The sequence below is a fragment of the Streptomyces sp. NPDC057438 genome, assembly GCF_042802995.1.
GTDB lineage: Bacteria > Actinomycetota > Actinomycetes > Streptomycetales > Streptomycetaceae > Streptomyces.
Genome location: NZ_JBHVDD010000011.1, coordinates 67,957 through 84,585 on the forward strand (window position 1 = coordinate 67,957; position 16,629 = coordinate 84,585).

General features: G+C 70.4%; 14 protein-coding genes and 1 pseudogene. 7 read left to right on the plus strand and 8 right to left on the minus strand.

Annotated elements, in window-relative coordinates:
* Positions 1–38: 38 nt before the first annotated feature.
* Positions 39–713: a TetR/AcrR family transcriptional regulator gene (locus ACFU5F_RS09440; RefSeq protein WP_383884308.1), complete on the minus strand. Its 675-nt coding sequence runs from the start codon at positions 711–713 to the stop codon at positions 39–41.
* 109 nt (positions 714–822) lie between these two features.
* Between ACFU5F_RS09440 and ACFU5F_RS09445 the strand changes: the two genes are divergently transcribed.
* The 5 genes and pseudogenes from ACFU5F_RS09445 (at position 823) to ACFU5F_RS09465 (ending at position 4,857) form a co-directional block, all read left to right on the plus strand.
* A complete protein-coding gene (locus ACFU5F_RS09445; protein ID WP_383884311.1) occupies positions 823–1,248 on the plus strand; it encodes a nuclear transport factor 2 family protein in 426 nt (141 codons plus the stop codon).
* A gap of 490 nt (positions 1,249–1,738) precedes the next feature.
* A pseudogene (locus ACFU5F_RS09450) lies at positions 1,739–1,936 on the plus strand (MBL fold metallo-hydrolase); the annotation flags it as partial.
* A 328-nt stretch (positions 1,937–2,264) separates the two neighbouring features.
* Entirely contained in the window at positions 2,265–3,164 is a 900-nt protein-coding gene (locus tag ACFU5F_RS09455) for an ABC transporter substrate-binding protein (protein WP_383884313.1), read from the plus strand.
* Entirely contained in the window at positions 3,161–4,078 is a 918-nt protein-coding gene (locus ACFU5F_RS09460) for an amino acid ABC transporter permease (protein WP_383884316.1), read from the plus strand. Before ACFU5F_RS09455 ends, ACFU5F_RS09460 begins: the two co-directional genes overlap by 4 nt.
* A complete protein-coding gene (locus ACFU5F_RS09465; protein WP_383884319.1) occupies positions 4,075–4,857 on the plus strand; it encodes an amino acid ABC transporter ATP-binding protein in 783 nt (260 codons plus the stop codon). The genes ACFU5F_RS09460 and ACFU5F_RS09465 overlap by 4 nt, the downstream gene beginning before the upstream one ends.
* A gap of 86 nt (positions 4,858–4,943) precedes the next feature.
* On the opposite strand, the gene aroQ is transcribed toward ACFU5F_RS09465, so the two are convergent.
* Entirely contained in the window at positions 4,944–5,417 is a 474-nt protein-coding gene (aroQ, locus tag ACFU5F_RS09470; protein WP_383884322.1) for a type II 3-dehydroquinate dehydratase, read from the minus strand.
* Between the two features lie 101 nt (positions 5,418–5,518).
* On the opposite strand from aroQ, the gene ACFU5F_RS09475 reads away from it, so the two are divergent.
* Together ACFU5F_RS09475 and ACFU5F_RS09480 are read left to right on the plus strand one after the other, a co-directional pair.
* Positions 5,519–6,565: a S66 peptidase family protein gene (locus tag ACFU5F_RS09475; protein ID WP_383884325.1), complete on the plus strand. Its 1,047-nt coding sequence runs from the start codon at positions 5,519–5,521 to the stop codon at positions 6,563–6,565.
* A gap of 123 nt (positions 6,566–6,688) precedes the next feature.
* On the plus strand, positions 6,689–7,966 hold the full coding sequence (locus ACFU5F_RS09480) for an MFS transporter (RefSeq protein ID WP_383884459.1): 1,278 nt from the start codon (positions 6,689–6,691) through the stop codon (positions 7,964–7,966).
* Positions 7,967–8,008: 42 nt separating this feature from the next.
* Here ACFU5F_RS09480 and ACFU5F_RS09485 read toward each other — a convergent pair whose 3' ends face one another.
* The 6 genes from ACFU5F_RS09485 to ACFU5F_RS09510 all read right to left on the minus strand — a co-directional run bounded on the left by ACFU5F_RS09485 (position 8,009) and on the right by ACFU5F_RS09510 (position 16,395).
* On the minus strand, positions 8,009–9,109 hold the full coding sequence (locus tag ACFU5F_RS09485) for a calcium:proton antiporter (RefSeq protein ID WP_383884328.1): 1,101 nt from the start codon (positions 9,107–9,109) through the stop codon (positions 8,009–8,011).
* A gap of 111 nt (positions 9,110–9,220) precedes the next feature.
* Positions 9,221–10,222: a TerC family protein gene (locus ACFU5F_RS09490; RefSeq protein WP_383884331.1), complete on the minus strand. Its 1,002-nt coding sequence runs from the start codon at positions 10,220–10,222 to the stop codon at positions 9,221–9,223.
* 279 nt (positions 10,223–10,501) lie between these two features.
* The gene (locus ACFU5F_RS09495) at positions 10,502–12,565 is read right to left on the minus strand and encodes a TerD family protein (RefSeq protein ID WP_383884334.1); all 2,064 of its coding nucleotides are present in this window, start codon (positions 12,563–12,565) and stop codon (positions 10,502–10,504) included.
* A gap of 47 nt (positions 12,566–12,612) precedes the next feature.
* Positions 12,613–13,191: a TerD family protein gene (locus ACFU5F_RS09500; RefSeq protein WP_383884337.1), complete on the minus strand. Its 579-nt coding sequence runs from the start codon at positions 13,189–13,191 to the stop codon at positions 12,613–12,615.
* Between the two features lie 171 nt (positions 13,192–13,362).
* Positions 13,363–15,492 (minus strand): excinuclease ABC subunit UvrB, encoded by a 2,130-nt coding sequence (gene uvrB, locus ACFU5F_RS09505; RefSeq protein ID WP_383884339.1) that lies wholly within the window; start codon positions 15,490–15,492, stop codon positions 13,363–13,365.
* A 39-nt stretch (positions 15,493–15,531) separates the two neighbouring features.
* Positions 15,532–16,395, minus strand: coding sequence for an MHYT domain-containing protein (locus ACFU5F_RS09510; protein ID WP_383884342.1), 864 nt, complete (start codon positions 16,393–16,395; stop codon positions 15,532–15,534).
* Positions 16,396–16,629: the final 234 nt, after the last annotated feature.

Genomic DNA, 16,629 nt, shown 5'->3' on the forward strand with positions numbered 1-16,629 from the left:
CTCACAATCATCTCGACCACCCGGGGGGGACGGTCGGGTCACCCTGGGGCGCCATGGTGGGCTCCTGGGGTGTCGGGTACGGGCGCGGGCAGTGCAGTGACGTCATCACAGGGCGTCGCCTTCTGTGAGGAGCTGACGCAGGGCTCGATTCCCACGTGCACCAGACGGAGGAACAACGCCTTCCGCTGCTGCCGCACCTGCGGGTCCGCGCTCGTCTTCTTCAGCCCGTCCTCGACCGCGAGGAGGAGAAGCACGATGTCCTCGGCGGTCGCGTCGGAGGTCGAGAACTGCACTTCTCCCGCTGCCGCGGCGGTCTGCAGCGCGGAGGCGAGCCGGACGACCAGAGCCGCATGGGCCTCGCCGGCGATGTCCCCGGCGACGTCGAGACTCGCATCGAGGACTTCCCCGCCGTGCACGCTCGACGAGATCTGTGCCAGGAGTCCCCCGAAGTAGGCGGCCATCGCGGCATCGACTCGGGACAGCACATCGCCCTGCTGGGTGAGAGCCGTGTCCACCGCGCCGAGCGCCCGGGAGTGCGCCCGGCGGGACCCTGCCCGGAAGAGATCTTCCTTGCTGGGGAAATGCAGGTACAGGGCAGCCCGGGACATCCCGGCGGCACGGGCCACGTCCTGCATGGTGGTCTTGCCGTAGCCGTACTGACAGAAGGCGGTCAGTGCGGCATCGAGGATGTGTTCCGTTCGGTCGTCTGCCATGCTGTGATCCTGACGCAATGGACTCCCAGCGTCAATGAGTCCAATTTAGCTGGTCATCTGGGTTCCGCACTCAGTGCCTGGCCTCTCAACCCACCAGGAGTGAAAGCCCATGACGCAGACAGCGGCCGTCCCGGCCGGTGGTGCGATCGCCGAGCAGATCCGCGACGTCGAGCGGGCCAGGCTCCGAGCGCTCGTCGCAGGCAACATCCGTGCCGCTTCCGAGCTGCACGCACCCGACTTCCAGCTCGTCACCCCCGTCGGCCACGTGCTGCCCAAGGACGCCTACCTCCAGGCGATCGCGACCGGAGACATCGACTACGTGGAATGGGAACCCGGCCCCATCGACGTCCGCATTCACGGGAACGCCGCCGTCATCCGCTACCGGGCCACACTGGAGGTGATCTTCAAGCACCACCGGATACCCCGCGCGAGCTACTGGCACACCGACACCTATGAGAACGCAGACGGCCAGTGGCAAGCGGTCTGGTCCCAGGCAACCGCGATCGAGCAGATGACAGAGCGCCCCCTCCCGTAGCGGACCCGGACCGCCGGACCGGAGAGCGCCGTAGCTCCCAGGGACGTGGGCGCGTCCGCGGACGCATGCCGCACGCTCTGCTCACCTCGGCCTCTTCCCGCCCGGGCGGGCCGCCGGCGGCCCCGCGACGGCTCATCGCGTCTGCGCATTCGATCGCTCGGCGATGGCCGCCGCTGCGCGGGAGCGGGATACGGCAGCCGCCGGCCCCAGGTCGAGGCGCTTGCTCATGCCCAGGCGGAAGGTGCCACGACGGATTGACGTTGGACCAGAACAGCGCGGTCAGGCCTCGCCGGTCCTCGTCGCTCAGCTTCTTCACCCAGGCCGGTTCGGCCAGGACCTGCTGCACCAGCAGGGTGAGGACCCCTTGATGCGCACCATCACAAAGGCCTCCGCCAGATCCAGCACCGCAGCAACGTCATTGACGGCCGCCTCGCCGGAAAGGGCCTCACCCTGACGACACCACGCCAACAAGGTCAGGAGCGCTCTCCCGGGCAACCGCGTGTTCCCGGGCGGGGTGGGCAACACCCGCAAGGATCCGGAGACGTTCGCCCGTCTGATCCACGTCGAGCAGACGAACATCTTCGCCGCCCTGCCGGACGAGACCTGGGTCTACCCGGGCCACGGCAACGACACCACGCTCGGCGCGGAGCGCCCGCACCTGCCGGAGTGGCGCGCACGGGGCTGGTGAACTCCTGAGCGGTGTACGGCAGTTGGTGAAGCGGCCGACAAGGGGGCGTGCGCCCACCGTCGCGCGCCCCGTGTGAATCGAACACACGCGCCGACATCCCGCGCGCGCTCCCGGCGTGCGCCGTGGCGTAGTCCACTGGAAGCAGGTCCGCACGGGATGACGGCTCCCGCGCGGACGGGCCGCCGGCCACCCATCCCCGCCCTCGGCCGGCGGCCCCGCCCGGCACACGGGAAAGCGCGTTCACAGGAAGGCAACACGCGTTCCCAGAATGCGGACAGTTACCCATGTGACCTCGACAAACAGGACGTCCCGCTGTCAATCTCACGCCATGCCTCCCGTCCTGCGAGCCTCGCGTTCCCCGCGCCGTGCCGCCTCCGCCGCCCTAGCCGCCCTGCTCGCCGCCGTCGCGGTGGGCTGCGCCCCGCAGCCGGAGGACGACGCCTCCGGCTCTGCTTCCGCCTCGGCGTCCGGGGCGTCCTGCGCCAAGGGCGAGTTGGACACGAGGACCCCGGGCAAACTGACCGTCGCCACCGACGAACCGGCCTACGAGCCCTGGTTCAGGAACGACGACCCGAAGAACGGTGAGGGGTTCGAGTCGGCCGTCGCGTACGCCGTGGCCGAGCGGCTCGGTTACGCGAAGCAGGACGTCGTCTGGCAGAGCGTGCCCTTCAACAAGGCGTACGCGCCGGGCGCGAAGACCTTCGACTTCGACCTCAACCAGGTCTCGATCAGCGACGAACGCAGGAAGGCCGTGGACTTCTCCTCGGGCTACTACGACGTGCGCCAGGCCGTCGTCGCGCTGAAGGGCTCCGCGGCCGCGAAGGCCACGAGCATCACGGACCTGAGGAAGCTGCATCTGGGCGCCCAGGTGGGCACCACCAGCCTCGACTACATCGACGACGTGGTGAAGCCGACCCGGGACGCCGCCGCGTACGCGAAGAACGACCAGGCCAAGTCCGCGCTGAAGAACGGCCAGATCGACGCCATCGTGGTCGACCTGCCGACCGCGTTCTACATCACGGGGGCCGAAGTGACGGACGCGAAGGTCGTCGGTCAGTTCGAGCACCAGGGCGGCACCCCCGAGCAGTTCGGGCTCGTCCTCGACAAGGGCAGCGCCCTCACGTCCTGCGTGACCTCCGCCGTGGACGCGCTGCGCGAGGACGGCACGCTGGCGAAGGCCGAGCAGCGGTGGCTCTCCGAAGCCGTGGACGCCCCGGTGCTCAAGTGACCGTCGCCGAGCAGGAGTCCGGGCAGGAGGACGCTGGCGGCGACGGCGACATGTCCGGCGGGGAGGACGGTTACGTCCCCTCACGGCGACGACTGGACCGGGAGCGCTACCGGCGCGACCGGGCCCGCCGCGCCACCGGCGTCGCCGCCCTGTCGACCCTGGTCACGGCCGTCGTCCTGTATCTGGTCGTGGTCAACGCCCCCGGCTGGCCGCGCACCAGGGAGACGTTCTTCAGCGCCGAGTACGCGCGCGAGGCGTTCCCGAAGGTGCTCGAAGGGCTGTGGCTGAACGTCCGGCTGCTGCTGGTCTGCGGTGTCGCCGTCCTGGTCCTCGGGATGCTGATCGCCGTCGCCCGCACCCTGCGCGGCCCGGTGTTCTTCCCCCTGCGGGCGCTCGCCGCCGCGTACACCGACTTCTTCCGCGGTCTGCCGCTGATCATCAACCTGATGATCGTGGTCCTCGGCGTCCCGGCGCTCCGGCTCCAGGGGGTGACCGTCGACCCGGTGCTGCTCGGCGGCACCGCGCTGACGCTCACGTACTCGGCGTACGTGGCCGAGGTGTTCCGGGCCGGCATCGAGTCGGTGCACCCCTCGCAGCGCGCGGCGGCCCGCTCGCTGGGCCTGACGAACCGGCAGGCACTGCGGCACGTGGTGCTCCCGCAGGCGGTACGCCGCCAGGTGCCGCCGCTCCTCAACGACCTCGTGTCACTGCAGAAGGACACCGGACTGGTCTCGATCGGCGGCGCGATCGACGCCGTACGCGCCGCCGACATCATCGTCGGCCGCAGCCTCAACTACACGCCCTACATCGTCGCGGGACTGGTCTTCGTCGCCCTGACCATCCCCATGACCCGCTTCACCGACTGGGTCACGGCCCGGATGGACCGGCAGCGGGCGCAGGGAGGAACGACATGAGCGGCACCCCGGAGACCGTGGACGCAGCCGCGGAGTCCCCCGTGCTGCGGATGGAGGCCGTGCGCAAGACGTTCGGCGGCTCGGTCGTGCTGCGGGACGTCGACCTGGAGGTCGCCCCGCACACCGTCACCGCGTTGATCGGCGCCTCCGGCTCGGGCAAGTCGACGCTGCTGCGCTGCGCCAACCTCCTGGAGGACATCGACGACGGGGCGATCTGGCTGGACGGCGAGGAGATCACCGACCCGCGCGTCGACCAGGACGCGGTACGCCGCCGCATCGGTGTGGTCTTCCAGTCGTACAACCTGTTCCCGCACATGACGGTGCTGGACAACATCACCCTGGCTCCGCGCCGGGTGCACGGCGTGGGCCGGGCGGAGGCCGAGGAACGCGCCCGCGGACTCCTGGACCGGCTGGGGCTGACCGGCAAGGCGGGCGCGTACCCCGACCAGCTCAGCGGCGGTCAGCAGCAGCGCGTGGCGATCGTGCGCGCCCTGGCCGTACGCCCCCGGCTGCTGCTGCTCGACGAGATCACCGCGGCGCTCGACCCCGAGCTGGTGGGCGAGGTCCTGAACGTCGTCCGTGACCTGAAGGCCGACGGCATGACGATGGTGCTGGCCACGCACGAGATGGGCTTCGCCCGCGATGTCGCCGACCAGGTCTGTTTCCTGGACGGCGGTGTGGTGCTGGAACGCGGCAGCGCGCAGCAGGTCTTCGGCGACCCGCGTGAGGAACGCACACGGCGGTTCCTGCGCCGGATCGTGGAGGCGGGCCGTCTGTAGGAGGCGGCCACACGGAGACCGGGCTTGCCCTCCGCGTCACCGGCCGGGCCGGTCCCGGCCCGGCCGCGCACCCCGGTGACGGAGCTCTACGCCTGCGCCTTGCCCTCCCCCGCCAGCGCGGCGACCCGCTCCACACCGAACACATAGCCCTGCACCCCGCAGCCGGCGATGACCCCGTCGGCGCGCAGGGAGACGTAGGAGTGGTGCCGGAACGCCTCCCGCCGGTGGATGTTGGAGATGTGCACCTCCAGCACGGGCAGCCCGTCACAGGTGTTGAGCGCGTCGAGGATCGCCACGGACGTGTGCGAGTAGGCGCCGGGGTTGATGACGATGCCGCTGTGGTGGAGCCGTGCCTCGTGGATCCAGTCGACGAGTTCGCCCTCGTGGTTGGACTGCCGGAAGTCCACCGTGCCCCCGTGGGCGGCCGCCGCCCCGGCGCACATCGCCTCGACGTCGGCGAGGGTGTCGGAGCCGTAGATCTCGGGCTGCCGCTGTCCCAGGAGGTTCAGGTTGGGGCCGTTGAGAATCATGATCGGGGCGTGGGCCAGGCTGCGGGGCACGGTTCCTCCGGTCCGGTCGGGTGCGCGGGCCGGCGAGGACCGCTGCTCGACCCCGGTTTATCACGGTGAAACGGCACGGCAGGAGGCCGTACCCTCCCCGCATGACCATGCCCTCGTACCCGCCGAAGCCCGCTCCCGGTGATCGTGTCGCCGTCCTCTCGCCCGGCGCCGGCCTGCCCGGACTCTTCCCGCGCCCCTTCGAACTGGGGCTGCGGCGACTGCGGGAGGAGTACGGCCTCGAACCGGTCGAGTACCCGACGACCCGGAAGATGGGGTCCACCCCGCGGCAGCGGGCCGACGACATCCATGCCGCCTTCGCCGACCCGGACGTCAAGGCGGTGCTGACGTCGATCGGCGGCGACGACCAGATCACCGTGCTGCCGCTGCTGGACCGGGAGTTGCTGCGGGCCCACCCCAAGCCGTTCTTCGGACTGAGCGACAACACCAACCTGCTGGCGTTCCTGTACGCCACGGGAATCGTCGGCTATCACGGCGGCACCGTCATGACCGCGCTCGGCAGGTCCGTCGCCATGGACCCGCTGACCGCGGACTCCCTGCGCGCCGCCCTGTTCACCTCCGGGCCCTACGCACTGCGGCCGGCCGAGCGCTTCAACGACATCGACCGGGACTGGGCCGACCCGGCGACCTTCGACACGGAGCCGGACACCGTGCCCGGCACCGGATGGACCTGGGTGAACGCCGACCGTGTGGTGCAGGGCCGGAGCTGGGGCGGCTGTCTGGAGATCCTGGGCTGGCTGCTGATGGCCGACCGTGAGATACCGCGCGACCTGTCCGTGTTCGACGGCGGTGTGCTCTTCCTGGAAACCTCGGAGGAACTGCCGAGCGGCGAGGAGGTCTTCCGCACCCTGCGCAACATGGGCGAGCGCGGCCTGCTCCACCGGTTCTCCGCGCTGCTGATGGGACGCCCCAAGGCGTGGTCCCTGGAGCGGCCCACCACCCCGCAGGAGGCGGCCCGTTACACGGCCGGACAGCGGGAGGCCGTCCTGCGCGCCATGCGGACGTACGCTCCCGATGCCACGATCGTCTTCGACGTGGATCTCGGGCACACGGATCCGCAGTTCGTCATCCCCTACGGGGGCGTGATCCGGGTGGACGGTCCCGCTCGGCGCATCACCGTGACCTACTGAGGGCCGTTGACGCCTCCCGGGACACAGTGACCTCGCGCGTGCCTCCGCACGCCCCCGTAACGGCTTGTCACCGTGGGTAGTTGAGGTGGCATGCACCCAGCACGCACCGTGAGCCCGCCGTCGATGCTGCGCCTCGCGTCCGCCTCGCTCGCCGGGACGGCCATCGAGTTCTACGACTTCTTCGTCTACGGGACGGCGGCGGCGCTCGTCCTCGGGCCGCTGTTCTTCCCGACGTTCTCGCCCCTGGCCGGGACCCTCGCCGCCTTCGCCACCTTCGGGGTCGGGTTCGTGGCGCGGCCTCTGGGCTCGGTGCTGTTCGGGCACATCGGGGACCGGCACGGGCGGCGGCCGGTGCTCGTGGCGTCGCTGCTGCTGACCGGCGGCGCGACCGTGGCGGTCGGCTGTGTCCCCACGTTCGGCTCCATCGGCGTGCTGGCCCCCTTCCTCCTTCTCGTGCTGCGCTTCCTGCAGGGGCTCGGGCTGGGCGGGGAGTGGGGCGGGGCGGTGCTGCTGACGGCGGAGCACGCGCCGGCCGACCGGCGCGGGCTCTGGTCGAGCTTCCCCCAGGTCGGGCCCGCGGTGGGGTTCCTGCTGGCCAACGGGGTGATGCTGGCGCTGTCGGCGGCCCTGACGGAGGCCCAGTTCGCCGCCTGGGGCTGGCGGGTGCCGTTCTGGGCGGCGGGCGTGCTGGCCGTGGCGGGGCTGTGGCTGCGGTCCTCGCTCACGGAGAGCCCGCAGTTCCTGCGGATCGAGGAGCCCGCGCGCGTGCCGTTCGCCGAGGTCGTGCGCGGTCACTGGCGGCTGGTCCTGCTGACGGCCGGGGCGCTCGCGATCGGGTACGCGGTGTTCTACACGGTGACGACCTGGTCCCTCGCCTACGGCACCGAGCGGCTCGGCGTCAGCCGGACGGTCATGCTGACCTGTGTCATGGCGGCCGTGGTGGTGAAGGGCGCCCTGACGCCGGTGGCGGCGGTGCTCGGCGACCGCTACGGGCGGCGCCCGATGTGTCTGGTCGGCTGCGGCGTCACCGTGTTGTGGATGTTCCCGCTGGTCGCGCTGCTGGCGACCGGTGAACCCCTGCTGATCTTCTTCGGCTTCCTGGTGGCGATGCTCGCGTTCGTCACGATGTTCGCCGTCGTCGCCGCGTACCTGCCGGAGTTGTACGAGCCCCGGGTGCGCTGCACGGGCGCCGCCGTCGGCTACAACCTCGGCGGGGTGCTGGGCGGCGCCCTGACCCCGATCGTGGCCACCGCCCTGGCGCAGGGCGGGCGTGTGCCCTGGGGTGTGGGCGCGTATCTGACGGGGATCGCGGTGCTGAGCCTGGGCTGCTTCGCGCTGCTCCCGGAGACCCGGCCGGTGCCGCTGGCGACGGCGGCGGAGGCGGAGGCCGCCGCGGGGTGAGCGCCGCCTGCCCGTGCCCAGGGCTCGCGCCACGGCCTCGGTCTACGGGTTGACCGCCAGTTCCAGGTACGCCGCGAACAGCACCAGGTGGACGCCTCCCTGCAGGGGCGTCGCGCGTCCGGGGACGACGGTCAGCGAGGCGACCACGACGGTGAGGGCGAGCAGCACCATGTGGGTGGAGCCCAGGCCGAGGACGAGCGGTCCGGAGAGCCAGACGGAGGCCAGGGCGACGGCCGGGATGGTCAGGCCGATGCTGGCCATGGCGGAGCCGAGGGCGAGGTTGAGGCTGGTCTGGACGCGGTCGCGGCGGGCCGCGCGCAGGGCGGCGATGGTCTCGGGCAGCAGTACGAGCAGCGCGATGATCACACCGACGACGGCGTGCGGCATGCCCGCGGCGTCCACGCCGGACTCGATGGTGGGCGAGACCCCCTTGGCCAGGCCGACCACGCCGACCAGGGCGAGGCCGAGCATGCCGAGGCTGATCTTCGCGGTGCGGGCCGAGGGTGCCTCGGCGTGGTCGTCCTCGGCGATCACCTCGCCCATGCGGGTGATGGGCAGGAAGTAGTCCCGGTGGCGCACGGTCTGTGTCGCGACGAACAGCCCGTACAGGGCCAGTGAGGACAGTGCGGCGAAGGTGAGTTGCGCGGTGGAGAACTCCGGGCCCGGCTTGCTGGTGGTGAAGGTGGGGAGCACCAGGCTGAGGGTGGCCAGGGTCGCGACCGTGGCGAGGGCGGCACCGGTGCCCTCGGGGTTGAAGACCGCGAGTCCGTGGCGCAGTGAGGCGACCAGCAGACAGATGCCGACGATGCCGTTGCAGGTGATCATCACGGCGGCGAAGACGGTGTCGCGGGCGAGGGTCGCGCTCTTGTCACCGCCGTCGATCATCAGGGTGACGATCAGGGCGACCTCGATGATGGTGACGGCGACGGCGAGGACGAGGGAGCCGAACGGTTCACCGACGCGGTGTGCCACGACCTCGGCATGGTGGACGGCGGCCAGGACGGCTCCCGCGAGCACCACTGTCACCAGCGCGACGGCCCCGGGGGGCAGACCACGTCCCCAGGTGAGAGCGAGCAGGACGACCGCGGCCACCGGGACGACATCGGTCCATCGTGTCGTGAGCGACCGGAGCCGAGCGAGCATACGGTGATCCTTTTCAGACGTGCAGGGGCCCCGCACGCCGGTGGACGCCTGGGAACTGCGTCTCCGTCGTGCGGGGCCCCATCAGAGAGTGCTGTGCGGTACGGGCCTGTGTCAGGCCTCGATGCTGTCCTTCTCGGTGCCGTCGACCTTCTGCGACGCCGCCTCGGCCTCCGCCTGCTTCTTGGAGGCGATCAGGCTGGTGATCGTGGTGACGACCAGGACGGCGCAGATCACGCCCAGCGACACGGGGATGGAGATCTCCGGCACGTGTACCCCGGACTCGTGCAGGGCATGCAGCACCAGCTTCACCCCGATGAAGCCGAGGATGACCGACAGTCCGTAGGACAGGTGGACCAGCTTCTTCAGCAGTCCGCCGATCAGGAAGTACAGCTGCCGCAGGCCCATGAGCGCGAACGCGTTGGCCGTGAACACGATGTACGGATCCTGGGTCAGGCCGAAGATCGCCGGGATCGAGTCCAGCGCGAAGAGGATGTCCGTGGTGCCGATGGCGAGCATCACGACCAGCATCGGCGTCATGACGCGCTTGCCGTTCTGCTCGATCCACAGCTTGGTGCCGTGGTACCGGTCGGCGACACCGAAGCGCTTCTCGGCGGCCTTGAGGAGCTTGTTCTCCTCCCAGTCCTCGTCCGACTCCTCGGCCCTGGCCTCCTGGATGAGCTTCCAGGCGGTGTAGATCAGGAACGCGCCGAAGATGTAGAAGACCCAGGCGAAGCTGGCGAGGATCGCCGCGCCCGCGGCGATGAATATGGCGCGGAGCACCAGGGCTATCAGCACACCGACCAGCAGCACCCGCTGCTGGTACTGCGTGGGCACCGAGAACTTCGCCATGATCAGTACGAAGACGAAGAGGTTGTCGACGCTCAGGGACTTCTCGGTGATGTAGCCCGCGAAGAACTCTCCGGCCGGCTGGCCGCCGGAGAAGACGAGCAGCCCGAGTCCGAAGAGAGCGGCCAGGACGATCCAGACGATCGTCCAGATGCCCGCTTCCTTGATGGACACATCATGGGGCTTGCGGCCGATGAAGAAGTCGACCGCGATGAGGGCGGCGAGGCCCACGACTGTCAGGACCCAAAGGGTCGTCGAAACATCCACTGCGCCTCCGGCAGTACGTAACGGCACATAGCAGCGTCATCGCTACCGGAGGTCTCTTCCACCCGGTCCTCCAGGGCGTTCCACAACGCCTGGTGCCGCCGGGCCGACGCCCCGGGATCAGGATTGATCCGTATTGACGGGTACGCCGCAGCAAGCAGGGAGTACTCCCCTCCGCACCAAAAGAGTACCCCAATCACCAAGAACAGGTAAAGGGACAGGCAAAGAAAGCATCAAACCAGCAGGTCAGGCGGCTTTACGCGGGCTTGGTACGGAGGTGTTTCACCGGTTCCAGGAACGGCGGGCTTCCGCGACGCGGGCGAGGACGTCCTGCATGACCCGGCTGCCGGGCGGGATGTTCGACGGCTCGTAGGTCCAGGCGTGCCCGACCCACGGGTCGGCGAGGTGGTCGTCGGGGGTGGGTGTCAGTCGCATCAGCGAACGCCACAACGGGTCGAGCAACGGCCCGTAGGCGGCGGCTTCCTCACGGTCGGCGACCATCATCAGATGGACGCCGAAGGCCGGGCCCTCGTCCGCGAGATAGCGGAGCTGGGTGACGGCGCGGTCGTCGAAGCCGTGCGGGAAGTCGTTGACGATCAGCAGTTGTTCGGCCGTGTCGAAGCCGGGGGGCAGGGCGTCGGCCGCGCCGCCGCGCACCGCCATCTGCACGAGGTCGACGCGCTGGGTGAGCCGCCCCAGGAGGTCGGAGACGCCCGCGGCTCCGGCGGCGGGCGGCCCGGCCAGCACACCGGCCCCCACCAGCGGTGCCAGCGCGGACACGCCTGCCCCGGCCGCGTCGACGACGTGCACGGTGAACTCGCCGGGCGGGTAGACCGCGAGCAGGCGCGCGGCGAGCGCCACTGCGGTGTCCAGCGCCCGGCGGCGCAGCTCGTCGGAGTCGGCGAGCGAGTCGCGGGAGCCGGAGCGGCCGCTGTCGATCCACAGGCCGCGCTCCAGCGGCAGCCGGACCAGCATCGGTATGCGCACGTCCTCGCTCTCCGGGAGGCGGAGGTCGCCCAGGCGCAGCGCCATCGGGATCTCCATCGGCACCCGGTAGCCGTGCCAGACCGGGTTGTCCCAGCTCGCGAAGGCGGGGGGCAGCGCGGGCTCGACGACCTCGGCCTCGGCCCGGAGCTGGGCGAGGTCGCGGTCGAGGGCCTCCCTGGCCCGGTCGACGAGCTGGGCGTGCTTGGCGCGGGCGGCCTCGCGCACCGCGTCGCCCTGTCCGCCGATCCTGCTGCGCGGGTCGGACAGGGCCTTGTCCAGCTCCTGTTCCATGCGCGACTCGGCGAAGTCGACGGCGCTGCGATACGCGGCGGTGGTGCGGGCGAGGTCCTCGAACATGCCCCACACCTGGTTGTAGAGCCGCTCCTCCATGGACCAGCCGGTCGCGTCACCGGCGACGGGCCGCGCGGGCTCTCCCGGCCGGGCCGGTGGCGCGGTCGGCGGCGGAGGCGGCGGTGCGGTGGTCTGCCGGCCGGGGTGGCTGTAGTTGACGGGTGCGCCGCTGGTGGACGCGGCGGGCTGGGTCCCGGCGGACGGGTCGGCCGGGGCGGGGCCGCCGAGCTGCGGCGACGCGTGGTCGGGCAGGGTGGCGTCGGGCGAGGAGCCGTAGGGGGGTGTGGCGCCGTACGGGGAACCCGGCGTGTGCCCTTGCTGCGGCGGGGTGGTCCCGGGCAGCCCCTGGGGTGCCGAACCCCCGTGGGTCTGGTCGGGGCCCTGCGCGGGAGCGGCCGTCCGGCGGGGGCGGTCCGCGTCCGCGACGCGGGGCGGCGGCGCGGCCACCGAACGGGCGAGGCCCTGGAGCACGGCCTCGTGGATGCCGCCGGCGAGCTGCTGGGCCTGCGGCAGCCCCTGGTCGGCGAGCAGCTCCGCGAGGCCGCCCGCGTACCCCTGGCCGACCGCGCGGACCTTCCACACACCCTGTCTGCGGTACAGCTCCAGGGCGATGACCGCCGACTCCGGCTCCAGGTCGGTGATGGTGTAGCTGGCGACCTCGGTGCCGTCGAGGCCGGTGACCGCGACGAAGGGGGCGGCGACGGCACCGAACCTGGCCGGGCCGCCGCTGCCGGACGGCAGGGCCAGCAGCACGGTCACCCGGTGCACGGACGAAGCCAGGGCGTCGAGGTCCACGGCGAGGCGGTGGTCGGCCGCCGCCTGTCTGGGCACCTCGACGCCCGGCAGAGTGGGCGCGCCCGGATGGGCGACCCACTCCACACCCTGTATCCGGCCGCCCTCGTCGCCGAGGGTGACCCCGGCCACGATCGGCGTGCCGGCCGAGACGCGGATCTCCAGTCGGGCCTCGGGCAGCGGATGGTTCTGCCCCCGGACCAGCTCGGCCGTCATCGACTTCTTCCCCCTGTGTGGCTCACCGCGTGATGCGTCGTGCTCGCCTAGAGAACCGGCAGGATCGCCGGCATCAGGTCCTGGAAGGTACGCCCGTTGGCGGGTGTGCCGATGGCGGTCATCTGCCATCCCGCGCCCGCGCGGTGCACCTTGGCCATGATCTGGGCCGTGTACTGGCCGCCGCCCGCGAGGGTGTAGCGCGCGAGCTCCTGGCCGTTGGTCTCGTCGACCAGACGGCAGAACGCGTTCTGCACCTCCTGGAAGGTCTGGCCCGTGAAGGAGTTCACGGTGAAGATGATCTGGTCGATGTGCACCGGCACCCGGGCCAGGTCGACGAGGATCGCCTCGTCGTCGCCGCCCTGTCCCGCGCCGCCGACGAGGTTGTCGCCGGTGTGGCGGACGGAGCCGTCGTCGCTCACCAGGTGGCGGAAGAAGACGACGTCGACGGGCTGCTTGTCCGCGAACAGCACGGCGGAGGCGTCGAGGTCGATCTCACGGGTGCGGGATCCGAACAGGCCGCGCCTGGGGGCAGCCTGCCAGCCGAGACCCATGCGTACCGCGGTCAGGCTGCCTCCGTCGTTCTTCTGCAGACTGATGGCCTGACCCTTGGTCATGTTGACGGTCACGCGCTGTTTCCCCTCTCGAACTGTCCCCTGTTTCCGCGGAGTCCGCGGATGTGCAGCACCTTACGCAGCGGCAGCGGCATTGCCGCAGCCTGTGTGGCACTTTGTGTCGGTCTTGCAACACATCGCATCCACGCCGGGGGTGTGCCCCTCCCCCGGCGTCCGGCCCGGCCGTCAGGCCTGCCCCGCCTCCCTCATCTGCCGCAGCTCCTTCTTCATCTCGGACACCTCGTCACGCAGCCGGGCGGCGATCTCGAACTGCAGGTCGGCGGCGGCCGCGCGCATGCGCTGCGTCATCTCCTCGATCTGCTGGGCCAGCTCGGCGGCGGGCCGGTCGGTCGGAGCGGCCTCCTTCGCGCCACCCTTGGCCGCCCCGGCCGTCCTGCCTCCGAGGGCGGGGACGGGAGCCTTGGCGGCCTTGCCGTCCTTCCCCTGGCGGTAGCCCGTGCCGAGGAGCTGCTCGGTGTCGACGTCCTCGCGGGCGATCCGCGCCACGATGTCGTTGATCTTCTTGCGCAGCGGCTGGGGGTCGATGCCGTTCGCCTTGTTGTAGGCGACCTGCTTCTCCCGGCGGCGGTTGGTCTCGTCGATGGCCTTCGCCATCGCCGGGGTGATCCTGTCGGCGTACATGTGAACCTGCCCCGACACGTTGCGCGCCGCACGGCCGATGGTCTGGATCAGCGAGGTCCCGGAGCGCAGGAAGCCCTCCTTGTCGGCGTCGAGGATCGCCACCAGGGAGACCTCGGGGAGGTCGAGACCCTCCCGCAGCAGGTTGATGCCGACCAGGACGTCGTACTCACCGGCCCGCAGCTCGCGCAGCAGTTCGACGCGGCGCAGGGTGTCGACATCGCTGTGGAGGTAGCGGACCTGGATGCCCAGTTCCAGGAAGTAGTCGGTGAGGTCCTCGGCCATCTTCTTGGTGAGGGTGGTGACCAGGACCCGCTCGTCCTTCTCGGTGCGCTGGCGGATCTCGTGCACCAGGTCGTCGATCTGGCCCTCGGTGGGCTTGACGACGACCTCGGGGTCGACCAGGCCGGTGGGGCGGATGATCTGCTCGACGTGGCCGTCGGAGCGGGACAGCTCGTACTGTCCGGGGGTCGCCGAGAGGTACACCGTCTGGCCGACGCGCTCCTGGAACTCCTCCCACTTCAGGGGACGGTTGTCGAGGGCCGAGGGCAGCCGGAAGCCGTGGTCGACGAGGGTGCGCTTGCGGGAGGCGTCGCCCTCGTACATCGCGCCGATCTGCGGCACGGTGACGTGGGACTCGTCGATGACGAGGAGGAAGTCGTCCGGGAAGTAGTCCAGCAGGGTGTTCGGCGGGGAACCGGGCTCGCGGCCGTCGAAGTGCATCGAGTAGTTCTCCACGCCGGAGCAGGACCCGATCTGGCGGAGCATCTCCAGGTCGTACGTCGTGCGCATGCGCAGCCGCTGGGCCTCCAGGAGCTTGCCCTGCTTCTCCAGCTCGGCCAGACGCTCCCCCAGCTCCTTCTCGATGTCGTTGGCGGCGCGCTCCAGGCGCTCGGGGCCGGCGACGTAGTGCGAGGCGGGGAAGACGTACAGCTGCTGGTCGTCGCTGATGATCTCGCCGGTGAGGGGGTGGAGCGTGGAGAGCGCCTCGATCTCGTCGCCGAACATCTCGATGCGGACGGCGAGTTCCTCGTAGACCGGGAAGATCTCGATGGTGTCGCCGCGGACGCGGAAGGTGCCACGGGTGAACGCCAGGTCGTTGCGCGTGTACTGGATGTCCACGAAACGGCGCAGCAGCTCGTCCCGGTCGAACTCCTCACCGACCCGCAGGGGGACCATGCGGTCCACGTACTCCTGGGGCGTACCGAGACCGTAGATGCAGGAGACCGAGGCGACCACGACGACGTCCCGCCGGGTGAGCAGCGAGTTGGTCGCGGAGTGGCGCAGGCGCTCCACCTCCTCGTTGATCGAGGAGTCCTTCTCGATGTAGGTGTCCGACTGCGGGACGTACGCCTCGGGCTGGTAGTAGTCGTAGTACGAGACGAAGTACTCGACCGCATTGTTCGGCAGCAGCTCTCGGAACTCGTTGGCCAGCTGGGCGGCCAAGGTCTTGTTCGGCGCCATCACCAGGGTGGGGCGCTGGAGCTTCTCGATCATCCACGCGGTGGTGGCGGACTTGCCGGTACCGGTCGCGCCGAGCAGGACGACGTCCTTCTCACCCGCCCCGATGCGCTGGGCGAGCTCGGCGATGGCGGTGGGCTGGTCACCGCTCGGCTGGTAGGGGCTGACGACCTCTAGGGGCGCCACCGTGCGTTCGATCTTTGAAACGGGCCGCATGGATCCACCGTACGACCCCGCACTGACAACGGGCTCCGGTCAGCGGTTCTGCGGAGTGCGCGAACTCCGCTCGCGGTGCTCCCGGGCGACGCGGTACTCCGGGTGCCGGCAGGTGTGCGCGGTGGCCTGGGCCGGAATGCCGGGCCGCCGCTCGACCGGAACCGTGTGGAACCTGTCCATGATCATGAACGGGTCGAACATCACGACGACGCCGGCGAGGAGCAGGAAGACCAGCGGGCCGATGATCAGCGGGGCGAGCAGACCGGCGGAAGAGGCGCCCTCTGCCGGGGCGGCGGCACCGTGCAGATGGACGTCGAGGGCGGCCATGCCCGTGTAGTGCATGCCGCTGACCGCGATCCCCATGACGAGGCTGGCGCCGACGCTCCACAGGAAGCCGCGGACCTGACCGGCGGCCCACAGGGCGGCGATCGCGGCCACCACGGCGATCACCACGGACGCGGCCACGGTGACCGTGTCGTACTCGAGCGTCCCGTTGAGGCGCAGTCCGGCCATGCCCAGGTAGTGCATGGAGGCGATACCCAGTCCGGTGATGGTCCCGCCGGTGAAGAGGGCCGCCCCGGTCGCCCCCTTGGAGGTGACCATGAAGATGCCGATGCCGACCATGACGATCGCGACGGCGAGACTCGCGAAGGTGGTCAGGGGGTCGTACCCGACCGGGGTCTGCAGGACCTTGAACCCCATCATCGCCACGAAGTGCATCGTCCAGATGCCGGAGCCGATGGCCGCCGAGCCCAGGGCGAGCCAGCCGATCCGCAGACGGCCGTCCACGAGCATCGATCTGGTGGTGCAGCGCAGACCGAGCGAGCCACCGAGGCAGGCCATGAGATAGGCCACCACCGGTGTGACGAGTCCGTAGCTGAAGCCGTCGACCGTGCCCTGCATGCGCGGCTGCCTTTCCCGCCCTGTCGCGTCCCTGTCGGATTCCCTGTCGTGCCCCCGCCCCGGGGCCGTCACGACGGTCAGGGTTGTCGCAGAGAGTATGACCCCCACCGGAATGGTCGAACGATTTTCCGGCAAAGAAACACGTCCTTGCCTCACTTGTGCGGTGCCCGTGAGCGGACTTGGGCAACTCCATTCAATTCGTGGCCATCCTGCGCCCCTCTGCTGTTGACCCTC

What these genes read in the sequence shown, in the direction of transcription:
- ACFU5F_RS09445 (WP_383884311.1), top strand. Translation starts at nt 823, where the DNA reads ATGACGCAGACAGCGGCCGTCCCGGCCGGTGGTGCGATCGCCGAGCAG.
- ACFU5F_RS09485 (WP_383884328.1), bottom strand. Translation starts at nt 9,109, where the DNA reads ATGCTCGCTCGGCTCCGGTCGCTCACGACACGATGGACCGATGTCGTC.
- ACFU5F_RS09475 (WP_383884325.1), top strand. Translation starts at nt 5,519, where the DNA reads ATGACCATGCCCTCGTACCCGCCGAAGCCCGCTCCCGGTGATCGTGTC.
- uvrB (WP_383884339.1), bottom strand. Translation starts at nt 15,492, where the DNA reads ATGCGGCCCGTTTCAAAGATCGAACGCACGGTGGCGCCCCTAGAGGTC.
- ACFU5F_RS09480 (WP_383884459.1), top strand. Translation starts at nt 6,689, where the DNA reads ATGCTGCGCCTCGCGTCCGCCTCGCTCGCCGGGACGGCCATCGAGTTC.
- ACFU5F_RS09455 (WP_383884313.1), top strand. Translation starts at nt 2,265, where the DNA reads ATGCCTCCCGTCCTGCGAGCCTCGCGTTCCCCGCGCCGTGCCGCCTCC.
- ACFU5F_RS09465 (WP_383884319.1), top strand. Translation starts at nt 4,075, where the DNA reads ATGAGCGGCACCCCGGAGACCGTGGACGCAGCCGCGGAGTCCCCCGTG.
- ACFU5F_RS09440 (WP_383884308.1), bottom strand. Translation starts at nt 713, where the DNA reads ATGGCAGACGACCGAACGGAACACATCCTCGATGCCGCACTGACCGCC.
- ACFU5F_RS09510 (WP_383884342.1), bottom strand. Translation starts at nt 16,395, where the DNA reads ATGCAGGGCACGGTCGACGGCTTCAGCTACGGACTCGTCACACCGGTG.
- ACFU5F_RS09495 (WP_383884334.1), bottom strand. Translation starts at nt 12,565, where the DNA reads ATGACGGCCGAGCTGGTCCGGGGGCAGAACCATCCGCTGCCCGAGGCC.